We start from the raw sequence: 21,420 nt of genomic DNA, 5'->3' as shown, positions 1-21,420 counted from the left end.
GTTAAACCACATATTGCTCAAAAATCTCAGGCAAGTGTGTAATTAACGTTTCTTTTCCAGCTACGGTTTCATGCTGCCAAACTTGTAATAGCACATCTGGCGTAAATAATCGTGAAGCTAGCTCTGCCAACGGTAAATAGCTAATATGCCAAGGCTCTCGACCGATTTTTTTACCTTCTGGCTGACTGATAAATGGCAAAACAAAATCAAAGTGCGATAGATTTTCAGTAAGAAATTCACTAAGTTCAAAGAAATAACCACCCTTTTCATATTCCCAAGGTTCAAGTTGTAAAGATTGACCTTGAGGCAAAAGATCAGGATCAAAAATATCGATTTCTGTTCCCCAATGATGACGACTACCCCCCGGAAGCGCTGACCAACGTAAAATAGCTTGTGCTTTTTGCCAATCATCTAATAACGCTAAATCTAATGGATTTCCCTCATCATCATGAACCTTGCGTTCACCGTTAAATTTACCGTTCCAAATGAGTTGTTGACGTTCAAAATCACGAAAGCTACTCGCGGGTTGTAAATTAAAGCCATTTTTGACCGCACTTTGTTGCAATCCTTGAAACGCTTTCATTGTCTCAGCTTGCAAAAAATGATTTGGAGAATGAGGTGTAGGCAAATTGATCAAATGTTCACGAGATTTGCCGGTTAACATTTCGGGCGTTAATTTCATCTTACTTATCCAATAAATTCACTAACATTTGATGATAAATCTGACCGCACTTAGCAAGATCATCAACGTTTACACATTCATTCACTTTATGAATCGTCGCATTAAGTGGCCCAAATTCCACAACTTCAGCCCCCATTAACGCAATAAAACGCCCATCAGAGGTGCCACCACCTGTTTCTGCTTGTGGTGTAATACCGGTTGTTTGCTCAATTGCCGTCGTTAATGCATCTAATAATTTACCCGGTTTCGTTAAAAATGGTTTACCTGATAAATTCCAATCAATACGGTATTTCAAACCATGCTTTTCGAGCATTTCTGCCACTTTCTGCTTAATGCTTTCATCAGTCACTTCTGTACAATAACGTAAATTGAATTGCACATAAAGCTCACCAGGGATGACATTATTACTCCCTGTACCTGCATGAATATTCGCAATTTGCAAACTGGTCGGCGGGAAAAATTCGTTACCGTTATCCCATTGATATGTGGTTAATTCCTGTAAGAACGGCGCTGCTTTGTGAATGGGATTTTCCGCTAAATGGGGATAAGCTACATGACCTTGAATACCTTGAATATAGAGGTTACCTGTAATCGAACCTCGACGACCATTTTTGACTACATCGCCTAATATTTTCGAACTAGACGGCTCACCTACCATACAATAAGTAATTTTCTCACCGCGCGCCATTAAGGTTTCAACAACACGCACGGTGCCATCTTTCGCGGCAGCCTCTTCGTCAGAAGTAATCAACAAAGCAATCGTACCCTTATGATTCGGATTGGCTTTCACATATTCTTCCGCCGCCACAATCATTGCTGCTAATGAGCCTTTCATATCTGCCGCACCACGACCATAAAGCACATCATCTACAATTTCGGCAGAAAATGGCGGATAAGTCCACTGCGTTTCATCGCCCGTTGGTACTACATCAGTATGCCCTGCAAAGGCGATAACAGGCTCACCACTACCATGCTTCGCCCATAAATTTAACGTATCGTTGAAAGGCATCCATTCAATTTGAAAGCCAAGTTTTTCCAAACGCTCAGCAATCATTTGCTGGCAGCCCTCATCATTTGGGCTAATAGAGGGGCGACGAATGAGGTCTTGTGCTAAAGAAATCACTTTTTCTTTCATAAAAACTCCTAAGAAATACTGTTCTTTTAAGCAAATGCTGCAATATATTCTTTTTCGTCGAAGCCAATCAATGCCTTACCATCTTGCAAAATAATCGGGCGTTTGATTAACGTTGGATTTTCAGCTAATACGGAAAGTGCGGTAGATTTCGAGAGTGTATTTTTCACATTTTCATCAAGATTACGCCAAGTCGTACTACGTTTATTGACTAAATTTTCCCAACCAAATTGGGCTTCTGCTTGTTGTAAGAATTGAGTATCTAATCCATCTACACGGTAATCATGCAATTTATGTTCAATATTATGTTCAGCTAGCCACTTCAATGCTTTTTTCACCGTATCGCAGTTTTTAATGCCATAAACGATAATCATATTCTCACCTCTAAAAATAAAAAATCCTCGATTTCATTTAGAACGAGGATTTTAACTACTACATGAATTAATCACAAATAGATTAACACGATACAAACTTTTACATCCCACAAAAAAAGTGCGGTGAAAATCAACCGCACTTTTCAAAAGGGAAATTAGAATTCGTAACCTACGCCCACTTTAGCGCCATAGTTATTCACTTTAGTATCGTCAAAGCTACCTAAACGGTTATATTCTAAACCGCCATTTGCATACACTTTGTCTGCTAATTTATATTTAGCACCCGCGACCACACCATAACCCACTTTGGTTTCAGAAGAGCTTTTATAGCGTTGATCCGCACGTTCTTCAAATTTGAAACGGTTTGCCGCAAGACGAGCACCAACATAAGGTTCAATTTGAGAGTTGGTATCGAAGTCATAGAATACTGTCGCACCTAAACCTTGAACTTTAGTTCCTTGGAAGTTACCGTGATGAGTATAATCACCTGCTACACGCACATTACCTAATTTGTAACCTACTGCAACACGAGGCTCAATTTTAGTTTTGCTTGAACCACCATTGGTTAATTTAGTTCTTGAAAGACCAAGATCACCTTCTGCATATAAACCTGCATTTGCAGTTGAAGCAACCGCTAATGCACCGACAACGATAGCTAATAATGATTTTTTCATTGGATAACCCCTGTTATTTGATTGAAAACACTAGAAATATACCACACTGCTTATGAATTTTCACTATGAAAAACCAATTTTCCCTGACATTTTCGACATAAATAGGCAATTTTATCTCGTTGAATGCGATTATGCCGACGAATCGTTAAATAATGGGTCTGACATTCGCATTGATAAGCAAACATTTTACCCTGTACACTTTCCACATCGAATTGATGGCAAGTATCAGCTGGAAGATTAAATAACTGTGTCATCACCGCTTGCCATTCCTGTCCATGCGATTTCACTCGACCAAATACTTGATACACAATAAGATGGGCTAATTCATGGGGAACAACCTGATGAATAAATTCATCTGAGTTCTCGAGTAGCAAAGTGCGGTTAAATTTAATCTCATTTTTCTGCAAGTATGCAACGCCGGCCTTTACACCTCGCAAGTCATAACTGATTGTCGGAATAGGAAATTTCTGTTGAAAGTGACGTTCAGCCAGTTGTAATGTTTCTGCAAGCTTGCGTTGCACCTGCATTTTTAAATGCCGAAACTGAGTTTGAGATGACATCATCATGCTAAGTAAACAAAAACCGCTAAATTAGCGGTTTTTATCATATACATTTAATTTACTTATTTTAGACCTGCTACCGCACGTAATTCTTCAGCGCGATCTACTTTTTCCCATGGGAACTGTTCACGACCAAAGTGTCCATACGCCGCAGTTTGGCGATAGATTGGTTGAATTAAATTTAACATTTTAATTAAACCATAAGGGCGTAAATCAAAGAATTCACGCACTAACTTAACCAATACTTCGTTTGATACTTTTCCTGTACCAAAGGTTTCTACCATGATAGAAGTTGGCTCTGCCACACCAATTGCATAAGAAAGTTGAATTTCACAACGATCTGCAAGGCCAGCCGCAACGATATTTTTTGCCACATAACGTGCTGCATAAGCCGCTGAACGGTCTACTTTTGATGGATCTTTACCAGAAAATGCACCACCACCATGACGAGCTGCGCCACCGTATGTATCGACAATGATTTTACGACCTGTTAAGCCACAGTCTCCCATTGGGCCACCAATCACAAAACGACCAGTTGGGTTGATGAAATATTTTGTTTGTTGAGATAACCATTCACTTGGCAAAATTGGCTTGATGATTTCTTCCATCACGCCTTCATAAATTTCTTTTTGTGACACTTCTTCACTATGTTGTGTAGAAAGGACGACTGCATCTACACCCACGATTTTGTTATCTTCGTATTTTAAGGTCACTTGGCTTTTCGCATCAGGGCGTAACCATGCTAATTTGCCACTTTTACGCACTTCAGCTTGTTTTTCCATTAAACGATGCGCATAAGTAATCGCCGCAGGCATCAAGACTTCCGTTTCATTTGTCGCATAACCAAACATGATCCCTTGGTCACCCGCACCTTGATCTAATGGATTCTCACGATCCACACCTTGGTTAATATCAGATGATTGTTTACCAATCGCATTTAATACCGCACAAGAATTGCCATCAAACCCCATTTCTGAGTGTTTGTAACCAATATCACAGATGACTTGGCGAGTGAGATTTTCAATATCAACCCATGCTGATGTAGTAATTTCACCACCGACTAACGCCATCCCTGTTTTTACATAGGTTTCGCAAGCCACACGTGCTTTAGGATCTTGTTTTAAAATTTCATCAAGTACCGCATCAGAAATTTGATCGGCAATCTTATCTGGATGTCCTTCTGAAACCGATTCAGAAGTAAATAAATAGCTAGACATAAGTTCTCTTCTTTTGGATGTATTGACGTATAGACGTCTATAATACGCTTTTTTGACTAATAAGCAAGCATTCCTATCAAGTATTTTTAAAATGTGACAAGAAGAATCTAAGCTTTACGACAAAATTCAGCTCATTAATGCATTAAATGGGCGACAAGCGCCCATTTATTTACCTGATTTTACTTCACTAAATCCAACATTTCTTGCGCATTCGCCAAGGCTAGTTCTGTAATTTCACTGCCACCCAGTAATCTTGCAAGAGCTGGAACTCTCTCTTCTTGAGAAAGTGCAGTCATTTTGGTTTCAGTTTTATCACCAACGGTAAATTTCTCTACATTAAATTGATGATGTCCATGACATGCGACTTGTGGTAAATGGGTCACACAAAGTACTTGGCATTTATCGCCTAATTGACGTAATAATTTACCCACTACACTCGCCGTTTTTCCGCTAATGCCAACATCAACTTCATCAAAAATTAACGTCGGAATCGCCGATTGATCGGACGTTAAGACTTGAATCGCTAATGAAATACGAGAAAGCTCACCACCAGATGCCACTTTTGCTAGCGGTTGTGCCTGCTGTCCTAGATTACTGCGTAAAGTAAAGACGATATTATCTGCCCCATTTGCCGTCACTTTAGTTAAATCTGAATCCACTTCAATGAAAAACTCGGCATTCTCCATTGCAAGCCCTTTGATAGAATGTGTAACCTGCTGTGCTAATTTTCCTGCAGCTTGGCAACGGCTTTCATGCAATTGTTTTGCCGTATGTTGCATTTTCTCAAAGGCTGCTTTTTCTTCTAGAAGAAGACGCTCTTCACTTTCTGAAAAATCTAAAAGTGCGGTCAATTCTGCTTTTAATTTTTGATGCCATTCCACCAACTCTTCAGGTTTCACATTGTGCTTGCGAGCGAGTTGTAAAGCTTGACCTAAACGCTTCTCAATCTCTTGTAACAAGATTGGATCTTGCTCAATATGAGATGCAAGATGTTGGACTTCACTTGTCGCCTCTTGCACTTGGATAAGTGCATCATTCAACATTGTTTGAACGGAAGCATAGCGAGGATCTAATTCGCTTAATTCATCAATGTACTGCATCGCACGATAAAGCATAGAATCGATACTCACAGTCTCATTTTCACTGAGTAGCTGTAAGGCTGATTGTGATAACTGTGTCAGCTGTTCGCTATTTGATAGACGACGTTGATCCTCTTCCAATTCCAAATATTCATTTGGACGAAGCGCAAACTCATCCAACTCTTCTACCTGATATTGTAAAAGTTGTTTCTTCGCTTCATTTTCAGCAACTTTTTGTTGGAAGGTTTTAACTTGCGTTTGAAGATTTTTCCACGCACGATAATCTTCTCGCATTTGTGCGAGCAAATCATGGTGATGTGCAAATGTATCCATCAACTGAAGCTGATAATCATTTTTCAATAATAACTGTGAAGCGTGCTGCCCATTAATATGAATAAGATATTGACCAATTTCTTTTAATTGAGAAGCTGATACAGGCGTGCTATTAATAAAGGCTTTAGAACGCCCATCTGCATTAATGACACGGCGTAAAATACAATCAGAGGGATTATCAGGATCTTGCAATTCTTGCTCTTGCAACCATTGATAAGCGGGGTTCGTTGGTTCAATAAAAAAGGTGGCGCAGATTTCGGCTCTTTCCTGCCCTTCTCGAACCATAGACGTTTCAATACGTTGCCCTAAGCATAACCCCAATGCATCAATAGCAATGGATTTTCCTGCGCCAGTTTCCCCCGTGATCACAGACATTCCTTTCGCCAATTCAATCTCTAATTGACGAACAATTGCAAAATTATTGATGGTAAGTTGGGTTAGCATAAAAAAATCTCCTTAACTGTATATCCATATATTATAACTGTTACAATATACAGTAAAGAGATTTTTAAACTTTTGGGATTAGAAATTTTTAAGCCAGCCTAATTTTGTGCTTAATACATTGTAATAATTATAATTTTTTAGGTGTAATAGGCGCAGTTTATGCGGGCTTTTTTCAATGTGAACGATATCATCAGGAGAAAAATCTAGCGCAATTTGACTATCACAGCCTAATTCCAACTGTGAAGTATTATGTTCCGCAAAACGAATTGAAATTTTGCTATCGCCATCAATTACTAATGGTCGAGAAGAAAGTGTATGTGGGAACATCGGCACAAGGGCAATCGCATTTAAATTTGGCGTTAAAATTGGGCCGCCTGCGGAAAGCGAATAAGCGGTTGAACCTGTGGGAGTGGAAACAATCAAGCCATCTGAACGCTGAGAAAACGCGAATTTATCATTGATGTAAACATGGAAATCAATCATGTGCGCAATTTTAGCTGGGTGAATCACCGCCTCATTTACGGCATTACTACTGGAGATAATTTCTCCGTTTCGTTCAATTTTAGCTTCCAATAAAAAACGCTCTTCTACAAAAAATTCACCATGTTCTAAACACGCTTCGAGCTGTGCATAAGCATTTTTCGGGTCAATATCGGTCAAAAAGCCTAAGTTGCCTCGGTTAATACCAATCATTGGAATATTATATTTAGCCAAAATGCGAGCACGCCCTAGCATATTGCCATCACCACCGATTACAATCACGAGTTGAGCTTGCTCTCCAATTTCTTCAACCGTTGCTAACACCTCTTCCGGTAAACCGAATTTTTCCCCCACTTCTTTTTCAACTAAAACTTGATATCCTCGCTCTTTCAGCCATTGATACAAGTTTTTATGCATTTGCAAATTAATATCGCGACGTGGTTTTCCCATCAAGGCGATGGTTTTAAATGATTTGACTAATTCATCCATAACTATGATTGCTCCCAAGTACAGACTTACTGATTTTTGACCGCACTTGAATTTAAAATTTTAGCCATTATATTACATAGCAATTCAGTTTTGCTAAAATAGCACTAATTTTTGATAAATGGAGAAAAAGATGTCAGAACAAGCACAAAACTTAAATGAAAATGAAGAACTTGTTGAAGAAGTTCAGCAAGAAACCACCTCAACGGAAGATCCGTTAGAAGAAGCGATTGCCCGTGTACAAGAACTTGAAGAACAATTAAAAGCACAAGTAGAAGAAACCTCTAAAAAAGAGCAAGATTTATTGCTTCGTACGCGTGCTGAAATTGACAATATGCGTCGTCGCAGTGAACAAGACATCGAAAAAGCACATAAATTTGCGCTCGAAAAATTCTCAAAAGACATTTTAAATACCATTGATAACTTAGAGCGTGCGCTTGCTACACCAGCCAATAAGGAAGATGAAAACATCAAAGCACTATTCGATGGTGTCGAGCTGACTTTAAAAGAGTTACTCTCAACGGTTTCTCGCTTTGGTATCGAGCCTGTTGGTGCAGTAGGTGATACCTTTAATCCGGATCTTCACCAAGCTATCTCTATGCAACCAGCAGAAGGCTTTGCAACGAATCAAATCACTACCGTTTTACAAAAAGGTTATACCTTAAATGGTCGAGTGATTCGCCCAGCCATGGTAATGGTTGCAGCTTAATTTCTTTTCTATGACTTAAAGAGCGGACGATTCTTCGTCCGTTTTTTTTATTGTCAAAAATCTTGACATAGATCAAATTTATTAAAAAATAATTTGAGAATAATTCTCAATAAAAAACTCTCTTGATTTCCAGATTTAGCAAGGTTCCTCCACAATTTTAAGCATCAAAAAACATAAAATAACACTACATATTGTGTGTTGATCTATTAAATAAAACTATATATAGTGCTTTCGTTTTTTTAAAGTTAGCCTATATAGGAGTCATAAAATGAATGCTTTCTTCGTGATTAAGCGTGATGGTTCACGAATTGGGTTTGACCTACAACGTATTACTAATGCAATCAGAAAAGCGGCAAGTGCGGTCAATATTGTTGATGAAATTTATATCCATGATCTGAGCCAGCGAATTAATACCGAGATTTTTAGTCACTATCAGCATGAAATTGATATCAACCAGATTCAAAAAATCGTTGAAGATCACTTAATGACAAGCAAGTATCCACAAATTGCACGTGCTTATATTGAATATCGTCACGATCGTGATCTTGCTCGTGAAAAACGCAGCCAATTAACCAAAGAAATTGAAGGGCTGATTGAACAAAGCAACGTGGAATTACTCAATGAAAACGCAAATAAAGATGCGAAAGTGATCCCTACCCAACGTGATTTACTAGCAGGTATTGTGGCAAAACATCATGCCAAGCGTCACATTCTGCCAAGAGATGTCGTGGAAGCTCACGAAAAAGGCGAAATCCACTATCACGACTTAGATTACGCGCCATTTTTCCCGATGTTTAACTGTATGCTGGTTGATCTCAAAGGCATGCTTTCACATGGTTTTAAAATGGGTAATGCCGAAATTGAACCGCCTAAATCTATCGGCACAGCAACAGCAGTTACCGCACAAATTATTGCTCAAGTAGCCAGCCATATTTATGGCGGTACAACCATCAATCGCATTGATGAAGTGCTTGCGCCTTATGTTCAACTCAGTTTTGAAAAACATTTGAAAAATGCCGCCCAATGGCAAATTCAGGATGCTGAAGGTTATGCCAAAGCGCTAATTGAAAAAGAATGTTTTGATGCGTTTCAATCCCTTGAATATGAAGTTAATACGCTCCATACGTCCAATGGCCAAACGCCGTTTGTCACCTTTGGTTTTGGCTTAGGTACAAGTTGGCAAGAACGTTTAATTCAGCAATCAATCTTGAAAAACCGTATTCGTGGCTTGGGTAAAAATCACAAAACGCCAGTCTTCCCAAAACTGGTCTTTACGATTAAAAAAGGTGTGAACCAAAACGAACAAGATCCAAACTATGACATTAAAAAACTAGCATTAGAATGCGCCTCAAAACGCATGTATCCAGATATTTTAAACTATGATCAAGTGGTTAAAGTCACAGGCTCATTCAAAGCCCCAATGGGTTGCCGTAGTTTCTTGGGTGCTTATGAAGAAAACGGTCATGAAGTGCATGATGGTCGCAATAATCTAGGCGTGGTGAGTTTGAACCTTCCTCGTATTGCTCTTGAAGCACAAGGAAACGAAGAAAAATTCTACCGCACTTTAGATGAACGCTTAGCCCTTGCGAAAAAAGCCTTGCTTACACGTATCGCTCGCTTAGAAAATACCAAAGCCCGTGTCGCACCAATTCTCTACATGGAAGGCGCTTGTGGCGTTCGCTTAAAAGCTGATGATAAGGTTGCGGATATTTTCAAAAATGGCCGAGCATCAATTTCTTTAGGCTATATTGGCATTCACGAAACCATCAATGCACTGTATAAACAAGGGCATATTTTTGACGATGAACAACTACGCGAAAAAGGCATCGCGATTGTGCGTCGTTTAAGTGAAGCAGTCAAACAATGGCAGAAAGAAACTGGCTATGCATTTAGCCTTTATTCCACACCAAGTGAAAACTTGTGCGATCGCTTCTGTCGTTTAGATACCAAACAATTTGGAGTCATTGAAGGCGTTACCGATAAAGGCTACTACACTAATAGCTATCACTTAGATGTAGAGAAAAAAGTGAATCCATACGATAAATTAGACTTTGAAATGCCTTATCCTGAATTAGCAAGCGGGGGCTTTATTTGTTATGGCGAATACCCAAATATTCAACATAATCTGAAGGCACTCGAAGATGTGTGGGATTATAGCTACGATCGCGTGCCTTATTATGGCACTAATACGCCAATTGATGAATGTTACGAATGTGGTTTCACAGGAGAATTTAATTGCACAAGTAAAGGCTTTGTTTGTCCGAAATGTGGCAACCATGACAGTGCAAAAGTGTCTGTAACCCGACGAGTTTGCGGTTATCTCGGCAGTCCTGATGCTCGCCCATTCAATGCGGGTAAACAGGAAGAAGTAAAACGCCGTGTAAAACATCTATAATGGTCGTTTCGTTATTATGATAAAATAGCTCATCAAAAATGAGCTATTTTTATTTCAATAAATAAGGAAGAATCATGCCAACACTTACACAAATCACTCAATCCATCATGCAAGATCCTGACAATCAATCTTTTACGTCACAAGGCATTGAACCGCTTTTTGCTGCACCAACCACGGCTCGTATTAATATTGTCGGACAAGCCCCCGGAATTAAAGCCCAAGAAAGTCGTTTATATTGGAATGATAAAAGCGGTGATCGCCTACGTGAATGGCTAGATGTGGATCGCGATACCTTTTATCATTCAGGTATGTTTGCAGTTATCCCAATGGATTTTTATTACCCAGGGAAAGGAAAATCGGGTGATTTACCACCGCGCAAAGGTTTCGCGGAAAAATGGCATCCAGCAATTCTTGCTAATTTACCCAATATTGAGCTGACGATTCTCATTGGACAATATGCACAAAAATACTATTTGCCAGAAAATAACCTTAATGTCACTGAGACTGTTCACCATTTCCGTGATTTTCTCCCTCAATTTCTTCCGCTCGTTCACCCTTCTCCACGCAACCAAATTTGGCTCAAGAAGAATCCGTGGTTTGAACAAGAAATAGTACCAACATTACAAAAACAAGTGAAAGCGATTTTATCCCGTTAAACAAATATTCCACGAATAAAAAGCGGTCAAAAATATCTGATTTTGACCGCTCTTTGCTTTAATACTAATCAATTTTTAGTACCTCCCTATTTTCTGATTAAACACACTTATGCTAGAATCGCCAACTTCTTAAAATATATAGAAAAAAATATATAGGAAAAAATATATGCAACAAACTCCCATTACCGACTCGCAATCTAAAGCTTGGAATAAAAATGCAGTGGTATTCCTTGCTGATGTGATTCTCTTTTTTGTTTTATTAAACATTCTTCCTTTTGAGCCTGCTGCCAATAAAGGCTTAGCATTATTGGCATTCGTGGCGATTTTATGGTTAACAGAAGCGGTAAACGTGACTATCACGGCGCTATTTGTTCCTATTTTGTCGGTATTACTCGGATTGGTAAATAGTCGTGAGGCGCTTGTTGCCTTTGCTGATCCTACCATTTTCTTATTCTTTGGTGGTTTTGCGATTGCTACCGCATTAAATGTGCAAAAGATCGACAAAATGATTTCTAATAAAATCATGCAATTAGCAAAAGGTCGTCTCTTTGTTGCGGTGCTTTACCTTTTCTTAGCTACAGCATTTTTATCTATGTGGATGAGTAATACAGCAACTGCCGCGATGATGATTCCGCTTTCAATGACCATTCTGAGTCAATTAGATCAAAAAGAAGAACATAATACTTATGTCTTCGTACTTTTAGGGATCGCTTATAGTGCGACCATCGGTGGAATGGGAACACTTGTGGGAAGCCCGCCTAATGCCATTGCCGCTTCACAGCTCCATTTAGACTTTGCTGACTGGTTAATGTATGGCACGCCAGTCATGTTAATTTTATTCCCGCTTATTATTGGTTGGTTATATCTTGTATTTAAACCCAAATTAGGCCTTCATTTTGCTGCTGAATTTGAAAAAATTCACATGACTAAACAACGTGTTTTAACCTTGGTCATTTTTATCACCGTAGCGATTCTTTGGATTTTTGGTGGATACCTTAACCCTATTATTTCTCAATTATTAGGCTTACCAAAACCAATTGGTAGTTTTGACAGTATGGTTGCACTCTCCGCAGCAATTGTCATTTGTGTAACTGGGATCACAAGTTGGAAACAAGTACAAGAAAATACAGAATGGGGCGTGCTGTTCCTCTTCGGTGGCGGTTTAACCTTAAGCTCGGTATTAACTCAGTCTGGTGCAAGTAAAATCATGGCAGATGGTATTGTCTTCATCATTGAAGGCGGTCACTACTATGTGATGGCATTAATTGTTGCAGCCTTTATTGTCTGCTTAACTGAGTTTACGTCAAACACTGCAAGTGCGGCCTTACTTGTCCCTATCTTTATTTCCATCGCACAAGCACTGAATATGCCACCGCTTGGTTTTGCGATGATTATCGGCCTAGGAGCGTCTTGTGCCTTTATGATGCCGGTCGGGACACCACCAAATGCGATTGTGTACTCGACAGGTTTTGTTAAACAATCCGAAATGATCCGCGTGGGTAAATTTATTGATTTAACCTGTATGCTAATTATCGGGACAATCGCTTATCTCTTCTGGATGTAACCTTTAAAACCTAATAAGTGCGGTTAAAAATAAGATGATTTTTAACCGCACTTTTTTTATTTTGTTTACGCAAACGTTTGCCTGAAATAAAAATTAACGTATAATTCGCACAATTTTTTTACTTAGGGAAACCAAATGAATAACAACTTGCTTTATACGGTGGAAGACAAACCACCTTTCGGATTGAGTTTACTTCTTGCCGCACAGCATTTACTTGCCGCACTAGGGGGAATTATTGCCGTACCATTAGTCATTGGTAACGTCTTAAAATTACCGACTGAAGATACCATTACGCTAGTGAATGCGGCCCTGCTCATTTCCGGCGTAGTGACCGTTATCCAATGTAAAGGCTTGGGGCCTATTGGTATTCGTTTACCAAGTGTAATGGGGACCAGTTTTACTTTCGTTGCTGCTGCACTTGCCATTGGTTTCAGTGAATATGGCATCGCTGGTATATTAGGCTCTTCTCTCATTGGTTCATTAGTGATGATTATCGGCAGCTTTTTCATGCCCTATATTCGTAAATTATTCCCACCACTTGTGACGGGAACTGTCGTTATGATGATCGGCTTAAGCCTGATTCCAGTTGCCGTTGACTGGTTTGCAGGTGGTCAACGTGGTGATGCGAATTATGCGACGCCAGAAAATTTAATGATGGCAAGCTTTGTCTTAGTGATCGTGGTCGCTCTCGTGCAATGGGGTAAAGGGATTTTCTCTGCTGCCGCCATCGTTATTGGGATGATGACTGGTTATATCGTTTGTTTAGCTATGGGCTGGGTAAGCTTTGAAGGCGTAAAACAAGCACAAACTTTCGCGATTCCACAACCACTACACTTTGGTTTAGCCTTCCCAATTTCAGGCATTATCGGTATGTCTATTGCCTATTTAGTGACGATCGTTGAATCAAGTGGTAACTTCTTAGCCCTAGGTAATGCTACCAAAACCGAAATCACCGGCAGACATTTACGCGGCGGGGTTTTAGCCGATGGTTTAGGCTCTGCTTTAGCCGCCATTATGTCCACCACACCATTCTCTTCATTCTCACAAAACATTGGAGTCATTTCTCTAACTGGCGTGGCAAGTCGTCACGTGGTTGCGCTAACCGGTGTGCTTCTAGCACTAGCGGGCTTATTCCCTGTATTCGGTGCATTAATTGTATCAATTCCATTACCAGTATTAGGTGGTGCAGGCTTAATGATGTTCGCGATGATTATCGCTGCGGGTATTCAAATGTTGGATAAAGTCGCACGTAGTAAACGCAATGGTTTAATCATTGCCATTTCTATTGGCTGTGGCTTAGCCGTGACGACTCGTCCAGAATTGCTTGATAAATTACCGCACTTTTTCAAAGAAGTGCTCGGTTCAGGCATTACCGTAGGTTCATTACTTGCCTTAATTCTTAACCTCGTACTTCCTGAAGATAAAGTGGAAGAAACAAAAGAATCAAAATAGATAGCGAATAAGGGCAGATTAACACTGCCCTTTTCTTTTCCTGTAAAACATTTCTAAAACTGACCGCACTTTGTTAAAATCAGGCATCATTTTCCATTTATGAAGGAATAAAAATGGCAGATTTACCTTTCTTCGTTGAGCTCAACGAACAAAATCTTACTGAAACGTTGCAACGTTCTGTTGAAACGCCACTTGTCATTAACTTTTATGCACCAAGCCATCAAGAATCGGCAGATTTTGCAAAAGTCTTACAACGTGTCGCAGAACAACACCAAGGGCAATTTATCCTCGGCTTAGTCAATTGTGAAACAGAGCAAATGATTGCTGCTCAATTTCGTATTCAAGCATTGCCTACGACCTATCTTTTCAAAGAGGCTCAAGCAATAGATGCATTCCCTGGTGCATTAGATGAAGCCAGTTTATTGCAACGTTTGAGTGCGATTTTGCCAAAAGAAGAAGATTTAAAATTCCAAAAAGCTTTAGATTTTTTACAAGTGGAAGATTACGACTCAGCCCTTCCACTACTGAAAGATGCCTGGGAGCTTTCAGATAAGAAAAACAGCGATGTGGCATTACTTTATGCAGAAACCTATATCGCCATGAAAAAAACAGAGCCTGCAGCAGATATTTTAGCTCAAATTCCTATTCAGGATCGCGACAGCCGTTGGCATGGATTACAGGCGCAGATTGAGCTTTTAATTAAAGCAGCTGATACGCCAGAAATTCAGCAATTACAAGCGGATTATGCGAAAAATCCAACGCCTGAGATTGCGTTGAAATTGGCAGTTCAGCTACATCAAGCCAATCGAAACGAAGAAGCATTGGACTTATCATTTAGCATTCTTAAACAAGATCTTTCTGCGGAAAATGGTGAAGTAAAACAACAGTTTTTATCTATTTTATCAGCCATTGGCAATGCAGATCCTATCACCAATAAATATCGCCGATTGCTGTATTCATTGCTTTACTAATACGATCAACTATTTTTTTATGCATGAAGGCTTTATAATGGACGGATTCCAAAAGCCTCATGCTTTATTTTATAAACAAAGGATTCTTTATGTCAGACGTTAAACACAGCAAATTATTAATTTTAGGTTCAGGCCCGGCAGGTTATACCGCCGCTATTTACGCCGCACGTGCAAACCTAAAACCTGTTCTAGTGACCGGTCTTCAACAAGGCGGTCAACTTACCACTACAGATGAAATTGAAAACTGGCCGGGTGATTTTGAAATGACCACTGGCCCTGGTTTAATGCAACGTATGTTGCAACACGCCGAAAAATTTGAAACGGAAATCGTGTTTGATCACATTAATAAAGTCGATTTATCTTCTCGTCCATTCAAACTTTATGGCGATATGCAAACCTTCACATGTGATGCATTAATCATCGCAACAGGCGCATCAGCACGTTATATCGGATTAGAATCTGAAACCGCTTATAAAGGCCGTGGTGTTTCTGCTTGTGCAACCTGTGATGGTTTCTTCTATCGCAATAAACCCGTTGCGGTTGTCGGTGGCGGAAATACCGCCGTTGAAGAAGCTCTTTACTTAGCTAATATTGCTTCTGAAGTACATTTAATCCACCGTCGCGATAGTTTCCGCGCAGAAAAAATCTTAATCGATCGCTTATACAAAAAAGTCGAAGAAGGCAAAATTGTGCTTCATACTGACCGCACTTTAAATGAAGTGTTAGGTGATAACATGGGTGTAACAGGTGTTCGTTTAGAAAACGTGAAAACTGGCGAAAAAGAAGACGTGAAATTAGACGGTTTATTTATTGCCATCGGTCATGCGCCAAACACTGAAATTTTCCAAGGTCAGCTTGAACTTAACAACGGTTATATCGTCGTTAAATCAGGCCTTGAAGGCAATGCAACAGCGACCTCTGTAAAAGGTGTATTTGCTGCGGGTGATGTAATGGATCATAACTATCGCCAAGCCATTACTTCAGCAGGAACAGGCTGTATGGCGGCATTAGATGCTGAACGTTATTTAGATGCACAAGAATAAGTGCGCTAAATTCTCATGTAAGGTGCGTAAAACAAGGTTTCACGCACCTATTATTTTTCAAAGGTAGATTTTTTAATCCTCCATCCAACTCATCCTATCCTAGGATAAATAAAAACAATGGACAAACTTCGCCAAAAATATTTACAAAAATGGCTTCGTGCGCAGCAACAACCTGTTAAAAAATTAATGCGCACCAATATTGCCCTTGCCACACTTTCCTCCTTAATTCTGGTGGTTCAAACCTATTTTCTTGCGACATTGCTCGACAAGCTCATTATGCAACATGTCGATCACGCTGAACTGGTTCCCTATTTTATTGCATTAATCATCACTTTTGCTTTACGTGCGATCATTTTATGGCTACGCGAAAAAATTGGTTTTAAAGCAGGTCGATTACTACGAAATCACATGCGTCAAAAGATTTTAGATAAAATCCATCAAGTTGGTCCCGCAACCATCAATAACAAACCAGCCGGAAGCTGGGCAAGTATCATGCTTGAACAAGTGGAAAATCTGCATAACTTCTATGCGCGTTTCTTACCACAACAAAGTTTATCGGCTATTGTACCAATGGTGATTTTAATTGCCGTATTCCCGCTCAACTGGGCGGCTGGACTGATTTTGATGGTCACTGCACCGCTTGTACCAATTTTTATGATTCTGGTAGGGATTGCCGCAGCAGATAGCAGCCAAAAAAATATGGCTACCCTTTCTCGCTTGAGTGCACAATTCTTGGATCGCTTACGCGGTTTAGAAACCTTGCGTCTTTTCAACCGCACTTCAGAACAAACTCAACATATTGAAAACACAACGGAAGACTTCCGTGAAACGACCATGACAGTACTTAAAATGGCGTTTCTCTCTTCTGCCGTGTTAGAGTTTTTCACCTCCATTTCCATTGCTTTAATGGCGGTGTATTTTGGTTTTAGCTATTTAGGTCAAGTCGAATTTGGTACTTATGGCACCACGCTGACCTTATTTACCGGCTTTTTCTGCTTAATTCTTGCACCAGAGTTTTATCAACCATTGCGTGATCTCGGAACTTACTATCACGATCGTGCAGCTGGTATTGGTGCAGCTGATGCCATTGTCGATTTCTTAGAAGCGGATTATTTAATTGCACATCAAGGAAATGAACAAATTCCAGCACAAAGTGCGGTCGAGATTCAGGCTGAAAATTTAGTGGCGCTTTCTCCACAAGGTCAACCATTAACTAAGCCTCTTTCATTCCATATTCCGAAAGAAAGCCATATTGCACTTGTGGGCCAAAGTGGCGCAGGAAAAACCTCTTTAATCAATGTATTACTCGGTTTCTTGCCTTATGAAGGTAGCTTAAAAATTAACGGTGTAGAACTTAATCAAAGCCGTTTAAGCGACTGGCGCAAACAAATTGCGTGGGTAGGTCAAAACCCATTACTACTACAAGGTAGCATCAAAGAAAATCTACTTTTAGGTGATATTCAAGCAACTGATGAGCAAATTGAACAAGCCTTGATTTCTGCGCAAGCGAAAGAGTTTACCGACAAATTAGGCTTAGATAGTGAAATTAAAGATGGTGGGATAGGGGTATCCGTAGGCCAAGCGCAACGCTTAGCTATCGCTCGCGCTTTACTACGCAAAGGCAATTTATTATTACTTGATGAGCCAACGGCTAGCCTTGATGCTCAGTCTGAAAATCTGGTACTTGCTGCCCTTGCAGAAATGAGCCATAACCAAACCACCTTAATGATCACACACCGCATTGAAGATCTAAAACAATGCGACAACATTTTAGTGATGCAAGAAGGTGAAATTGTTCAACAAGGCCATTTCAACCAATTAAAAGATCAAGGCTTCTTTGCCGAATTATTGGCTCAACGAAAAGAGGATATTCAATAATGCATGCTTTACTTCCCTTTTTACGTTTATTTAAATTCGCCAAGTTGCCTTTATTTTTAGGCTTAGTTTTGATGATTACAGGCCTTGCATCTAGCATAGGCTTGCTGACCACATCTGGTTGGTTTTTAGCCGCAACGGCTATTGCAGGTCTTGGCACGTTATTTAATTTCTTCTACCCTTCTGCCTCTGTGCGTGGACTTGCCATCAGTCGCACCCTTTTCCGCTATTTCGAAAAGTTGGTCACTCACGATGCGACTTTCCGCATCTTGGCTAAATTACGGGTACAAGTTTTTGAGAAGATTATTCCATTAAGCCCTGCGGTGTTAAATCGCTACCGTAACAGCGATTTATTAAACCGCTTAGTGTCTGATGTGGATACCCTCGATAGTCTTTATCTCCGCTTAATTGCGCCTTTTATTACGGCTATTTTTGTGATTCTAGCTATGTGTATTGGCCTAAGTTTCGTCAATGTACCTTTAGCCTTAGGTCTAGGTGTGAGTCTGCTTTTATTGGTATTGGTTATTCCAACCGTTTTCTACCAACTGGGTAAAAAATTCGGTGATAAACTCGTGTATTCACGCGCACTTTATCGCACACAATTCCTAGAATTTATCCAAGCGCAAGCGGAATTATTGCTCTTTAATGCTGAAGATAAATTGAAAGATAACATGGCTAAAACTGAAACTAACTGGCAAGCAGACCAACAAAAAGAAGCCAATTTAAGCGGATTTTCAACCGCACTTTCACTCTTCTTAAATGGCTTGATTATTGCCGCAATGTTGTGGTTTAGCTCACAAGCGGAGTTTGGTAACGATGAATACCGTATGGCATTTATTGCGCTATTCACTTTTGCGGCCTTAGCCTCATTTGAAATCTTAATGCCATTAGGCTCGGCATTCTTACATATCGGGCAAGTAATTGCGTCAGCTGAACGCGTGACAGATATTATCGAACAACAACCATTAGTAGCTTTTAATGGCAAAGCGGAGTTCGATCAAAACGCTACTACATTAATTGAAGCAAAAGATCTTTCTTTTACTTATCCTGAACGTCAAAATCGTGCTTTAGAAAATTTGAATTTAACCATTCAAAAAGGTAAAAAAGTCGCAATTTTAGGTAAAACAGGTAGCGGAAAATCTACGCTATTACAACTTTTAGTACGTAATTATGATGCCAATCAAGGAGAATTATTCCTTGCTGGCAAGCCAATTGCTGATTATGCAGAAAATACATTACGCAGCCAATTCTGCTTTTTAACGCAACGTGTTCATGTATTTAGCGATACACTTCATCAAAATCTGCAATTCGCAAGTGCGGTCAATATTCCTGATGAAAAAATGATCGAGGTGTTAAATCAAGTTGGTTTAGGCAAATTGTTGGAACAAGAACAAGGCTTAGATATTTGGTTAGGTGATGGCGGCCGTCCACTATCAGGTGGAGAACAACGTCGCTTGGGCTTAGCGCGTATTTTGCTTAATGATGCACCAATTTTATTATTAGATGAGCCAACGGAAGGTTTAGATCGCGAAACGGAACGCCAAATTCTGCGTTTGATTCTTGCCCATGCTGAGAATAAAACCTTAATTATGGTGACTCACCGCTTAACGGCGATTGAGCAATTTGATGAACTTTGTGTGATTGATGAAGCGAAGCTAATTGAAAAAGGTACTTATGCAGAATTATTGCAATTAGAAAAAGGGTTCTTCAAACAATTAGTAGAGCGAGTGTAAAATAAGAAAGGATAAGTTGGGTGGAAACCTTCCCAGCTTATTCTCGGCACACAGAAATTCCGACTTTGGCTGCTTTCTTCCGAACCTGACCGAGTAAACCGGACACCGTTGCGAGAGACCGAGAAGATTTCCATTGATATCGCAATGCGATTAGGTGGGCTATTATGCAAGAATTGGCTCGGTATTGCAAAGGTTAATTTATCAATTCGGTGAATTTGACGAGAAAATCAACCGCACTTTTAAGGCAAAAACCATGAACTATCTCCAATACTACCCTACTGATGTTGTAAATGGCGAAGGCACCCGTTGTACCCTTTTCGTGAGCGGTTGTACGCATGGTTGCCGTGGTTGCTACAATCAAAAGAGCTGGTCTTTTGATAATGGCGTATTATTTGATCAGACGATGGAACAACAAATCATCAATGATTTAAAAGATACGCGCATTAAACGTCAAGGGCTCACACTTTCTGGTGGGGATCCGATGCATCCACGTAATGTCGAAGCCTTACTTCCTTTTGTACAACGTGTAAAAAAAGAATGTCCCGATAAGGATATTTGGGTGTGGACGGGTTATAAACTGGATGAACTGGATGATTATCAACGTCAAATGTTGCCTTATATTGACGTGCTTATTGATGGAAAATTTATACAAGAACAGGCTGACCCAAGCTTAGTTTGGCGTGGTTCAGTCAATCAAGTGATTTATCGTTTTAAGGTTTAACCGAATAAGGTTAAGCTATTTTGCCAAGCCGTTTCTTTAATGACTTCAGCATTTTCACTTCTTAAACGGCATAATGCCTCAAAGGTGTGAACTATCCGCTCTGGTCGATTAGGTTGTCCTTGAAAGCCAAACACGGGCATATCAGGCGTATCCGTTTCTAACACCAACGCCTCTAATGGTAACTTCGCAATCGCTTGGCGCGTTTTATTCGCGCGTTCATAAGTAATGGTACCACCTACACCAATTTTATAGCCTAAATCCACAAATCGTTTTGCTTGATCGTAACTTCCTGAAAAACCATGCACCACACCACATTTTGTCAAATTAGCCTGTTTCAAAAAGCGGAATAATTGCTCGTGGGATTTACGACTATGTAAATTGATCGACAGATTGTATTTCTTCGCTAAATAAAGCTGACTTTCCAAAAAGTGCTGCTGCTTTTGCCATAATTCATCCGTTAATAAATCTGGAATCGCACATTCTAAGCCTATTTCTGCTACAGCTGTACAATTTTGATCACGTACAGATAACGCCGTATCCAAAATTTCTAAATCATGCTCTTGGTGTTCTTTGATATAAAGAGGATGCAACCCAAGCCCACAATAAAGATGCTCAGGGAAAAGTGCGGTCATATTTTGGATCGTTTTAAAATCTGACTCTTTTACCGCCACAATCAAAATTTTTTGCACATCAGCTTGCTTAGCGTTATCCACCAGCTGAGCTAATGGCTCTCCCGTGTCATGATGAAGATAATCGAGGTGGGTATGAGTATCGAAGAAAGGCATCGCGTTATTTCACTTAAGAAAAAAGTGTGTAGATTGCGCATCCACACACCAAATT

Annotated in this window: 19 protein-coding genes and 1 other RNA gene; 10 read left to right on the top strand and 10 right to left on the bottom strand. The window is 39.9% G+C overall.

Features of this window, described 5'->3' with window-relative positions; genetic code table 11:
* Position 1 precedes the first annotated feature (1 nt).
* The 8 genes from INP95_RS05895 to INP95_RS05860 form a co-directional block, all read right to left on the bottom strand.
* Positions 2–682, bottom strand: a complete 681-nt coding sequence (locus INP95_RS05895) for a M15 family metallopeptidase (RefSeq protein WP_197560306.1) — start codon at positions 680–682, stop codon at positions 2–4.
* 1 nt (position 683) lies between these two features.
* Positions 684–1,817 carry a succinyl-diaminopimelate desuccinylase gene (dapE, locus tag INP95_RS05890; RefSeq protein ID WP_197560305.1) on the bottom strand — a complete coding sequence of 378 codons (1,134 nt, stop codon included), beginning with the start codon at positions 1,815–1,817 and terminating at the stop codon, positions 684–686.
* Between the two features lie 26 nt (positions 1,818–1,843).
* On the bottom strand, positions 1,844–2,188 hold the full coding sequence (locus INP95_RS05885; RefSeq protein ID WP_197544397.1) for an ArsC family reductase: 345 nt from the start codon (positions 2,186–2,188) through the stop codon (positions 1,844–1,846).
* A 155-nt stretch (positions 2,189–2,343) separates the two neighbouring features.
* Complete coding sequence (locus INP95_RS05880) at positions 2,344–2,862, bottom strand: opacity family porin (protein WP_197560304.1); 519 nt, start codon at positions 2,860–2,862, stop codon at positions 2,344–2,346.
* A 50-nt stretch (positions 2,863–2,912) separates the two neighbouring features.
* Positions 2,913–3,428, bottom strand: a complete 516-nt coding sequence (locus tag INP95_RS05875; RefSeq protein WP_197560303.1) for a SprT family zinc-dependent metalloprotease — start codon at positions 3,426–3,428, stop codon at positions 2,913–2,915.
* Between the two features lie 56 nt (positions 3,429–3,484).
* Entirely contained in the window at positions 3,485–4,639 is a 1,155-nt protein-coding gene (metK, locus tag INP95_RS05870) for a methionine adenosyltransferase (protein WP_197560302.1), read from the bottom strand.
* Between the two features lie 179 nt (positions 4,640–4,818).
* A complete protein-coding gene (recN, locus tag INP95_RS05865) occupies positions 4,819–6,495 on the bottom strand; it encodes a DNA repair protein RecN (protein ID WP_197560301.1) in 1,677 nt (558 codons plus the stop codon).
* Between the two features lie 78 nt (positions 6,496–6,573).
* Positions 6,574–7,464, bottom strand: coding sequence for an NAD(+) kinase (locus INP95_RS05860; RefSeq protein WP_005696488.1), 891 nt, complete (start codon positions 7,462–7,464; stop codon positions 6,574–6,576).
* A gap of 130 nt (positions 7,465–7,594) precedes the next feature.
* Between INP95_RS05860 and grpE the strand changes: the two genes are divergently transcribed.
* The 9 genes from grpE (at position 7,595) to cydC (ending at position 19,859) form a co-directional block, all read left to right on the top strand.
* Entirely contained in the window at positions 7,595–8,170 is a 576-nt protein-coding gene (grpE, locus tag INP95_RS05855; RefSeq protein WP_143422665.1) for a nucleotide exchange factor GrpE, read from the top strand.
* A 268-nt stretch (positions 8,171–8,438) separates the two neighbouring features.
* Positions 8,439–10,565, top strand: a complete 2,127-nt coding sequence (nrdD, locus tag INP95_RS05850; protein WP_197560300.1) for an anaerobic ribonucleoside-triphosphate reductase — start codon at positions 8,439–8,441, stop codon at positions 10,563–10,565.
* A gap of 74 nt (positions 10,566–10,639) precedes the next feature.
* A complete protein-coding gene (locus INP95_RS05845; protein ID WP_197560299.1) occupies positions 10,640–11,221 on the top strand; it encodes a uracil-DNA glycosylase family protein in 582 nt (193 codons plus the stop codon).
* 166 nt (positions 11,222–11,387) lie between these two features.
* Complete coding sequence (locus INP95_RS05840) at positions 11,388–12,785, top strand: DASS family sodium-coupled anion symporter (RefSeq protein ID WP_197560298.1); 1,398 nt, start codon at positions 11,388–11,390, stop codon at positions 12,783–12,785.
* Positions 12,786–12,920: 135 nt separating this feature from the next.
* Positions 12,921–14,237: a nucleobase:cation symporter-2 family protein gene (locus INP95_RS05835; protein ID WP_111328547.1), complete on the top strand. Its 1,317-nt coding sequence runs from the start codon at positions 12,921–12,923 to the stop codon at positions 14,235–14,237.
* 113 nt (positions 14,238–14,350) lie between these two features.
* The gene (locus INP95_RS05830) at positions 14,351–15,208 is read left to right on the top strand and encodes a co-chaperone YbbN (protein ID WP_197560297.1); all 858 of its coding nucleotides are present in this window, start codon (positions 14,351–14,353) and stop codon (positions 15,206–15,208) included.
* Between the two features lie 89 nt (positions 15,209–15,297).
* Positions 15,298–16,251, top strand: coding sequence for a thioredoxin-disulfide reductase (gene trxB / locus INP95_RS05825; protein WP_049367778.1), 954 nt, complete (start codon positions 15,298–15,300; stop codon positions 16,249–16,251).
* A 117-nt stretch (positions 16,252–16,368) separates the two neighbouring features.
* Positions 16,369–18,129, top strand: a complete 1,761-nt coding sequence (gene cydD, locus INP95_RS05820) for a heme ABC transporter permease/ATP-binding protein CydD (protein ID WP_197560296.1) — start codon at positions 16,369–16,371, stop codon at positions 18,127–18,129.
* The gene (gene cydC / locus INP95_RS05815) at positions 18,129–19,859 is read left to right on the top strand and encodes a heme ABC transporter ATP-binding protein/permease CydC (RefSeq protein WP_197560295.1); all 1,731 of its coding nucleotides are present in this window, start codon (positions 18,129–18,131) and stop codon (positions 19,857–19,859) included. The genes cydD and cydC overlap by 1 nt, the downstream gene beginning before the upstream one ends.
* A 26-nt stretch (positions 19,860–19,885) precedes the next feature.
* Here the strand turns inward: cydC and ffs are convergent.
* Positions 19,886–19,984, bottom strand: an RNA gene (gene ffs, locus INP95_RS05810) — signal recognition particle sRNA small type.
* A 128-nt stretch (positions 19,985–20,112) separates the two neighbouring features.
* Between ffs and nrdG the strand changes: the two genes are divergently transcribed.
* Positions 20,113–20,580 (top strand): anaerobic ribonucleoside-triphosphate reductase-activating protein, encoded by a 468-nt coding sequence (gene nrdG / locus INP95_RS05805; protein WP_197560294.1) that lies wholly within the window; start codon positions 20,113–20,115, stop codon positions 20,578–20,580.
* Here the strand turns inward: nrdG and INP95_RS05800 are convergent.
* A complete protein-coding gene (locus INP95_RS05800; protein WP_197560293.1) occupies positions 20,577–21,365 on the bottom strand; it encodes a TatD family hydrolase in 789 nt (262 codons plus the stop codon). The genes nrdG and INP95_RS05800 overlap by 4 nt on opposite strands.
* Positions 21,366–21,420 lie beyond the last annotated feature (55 nt).

The organism is Haemophilus parainfluenzae (assembly GCF_014931375.1).
Taxonomy (GTDB): domain Bacteria; phylum Pseudomonadota; class Gammaproteobacteria; order Enterobacterales; family Pasteurellaceae; genus Haemophilus_D.
The sequence above is the reverse complement of the archived record's forward strand: the minus strand, read 5'-3'. Positions and strand labels throughout refer to the sequence as shown.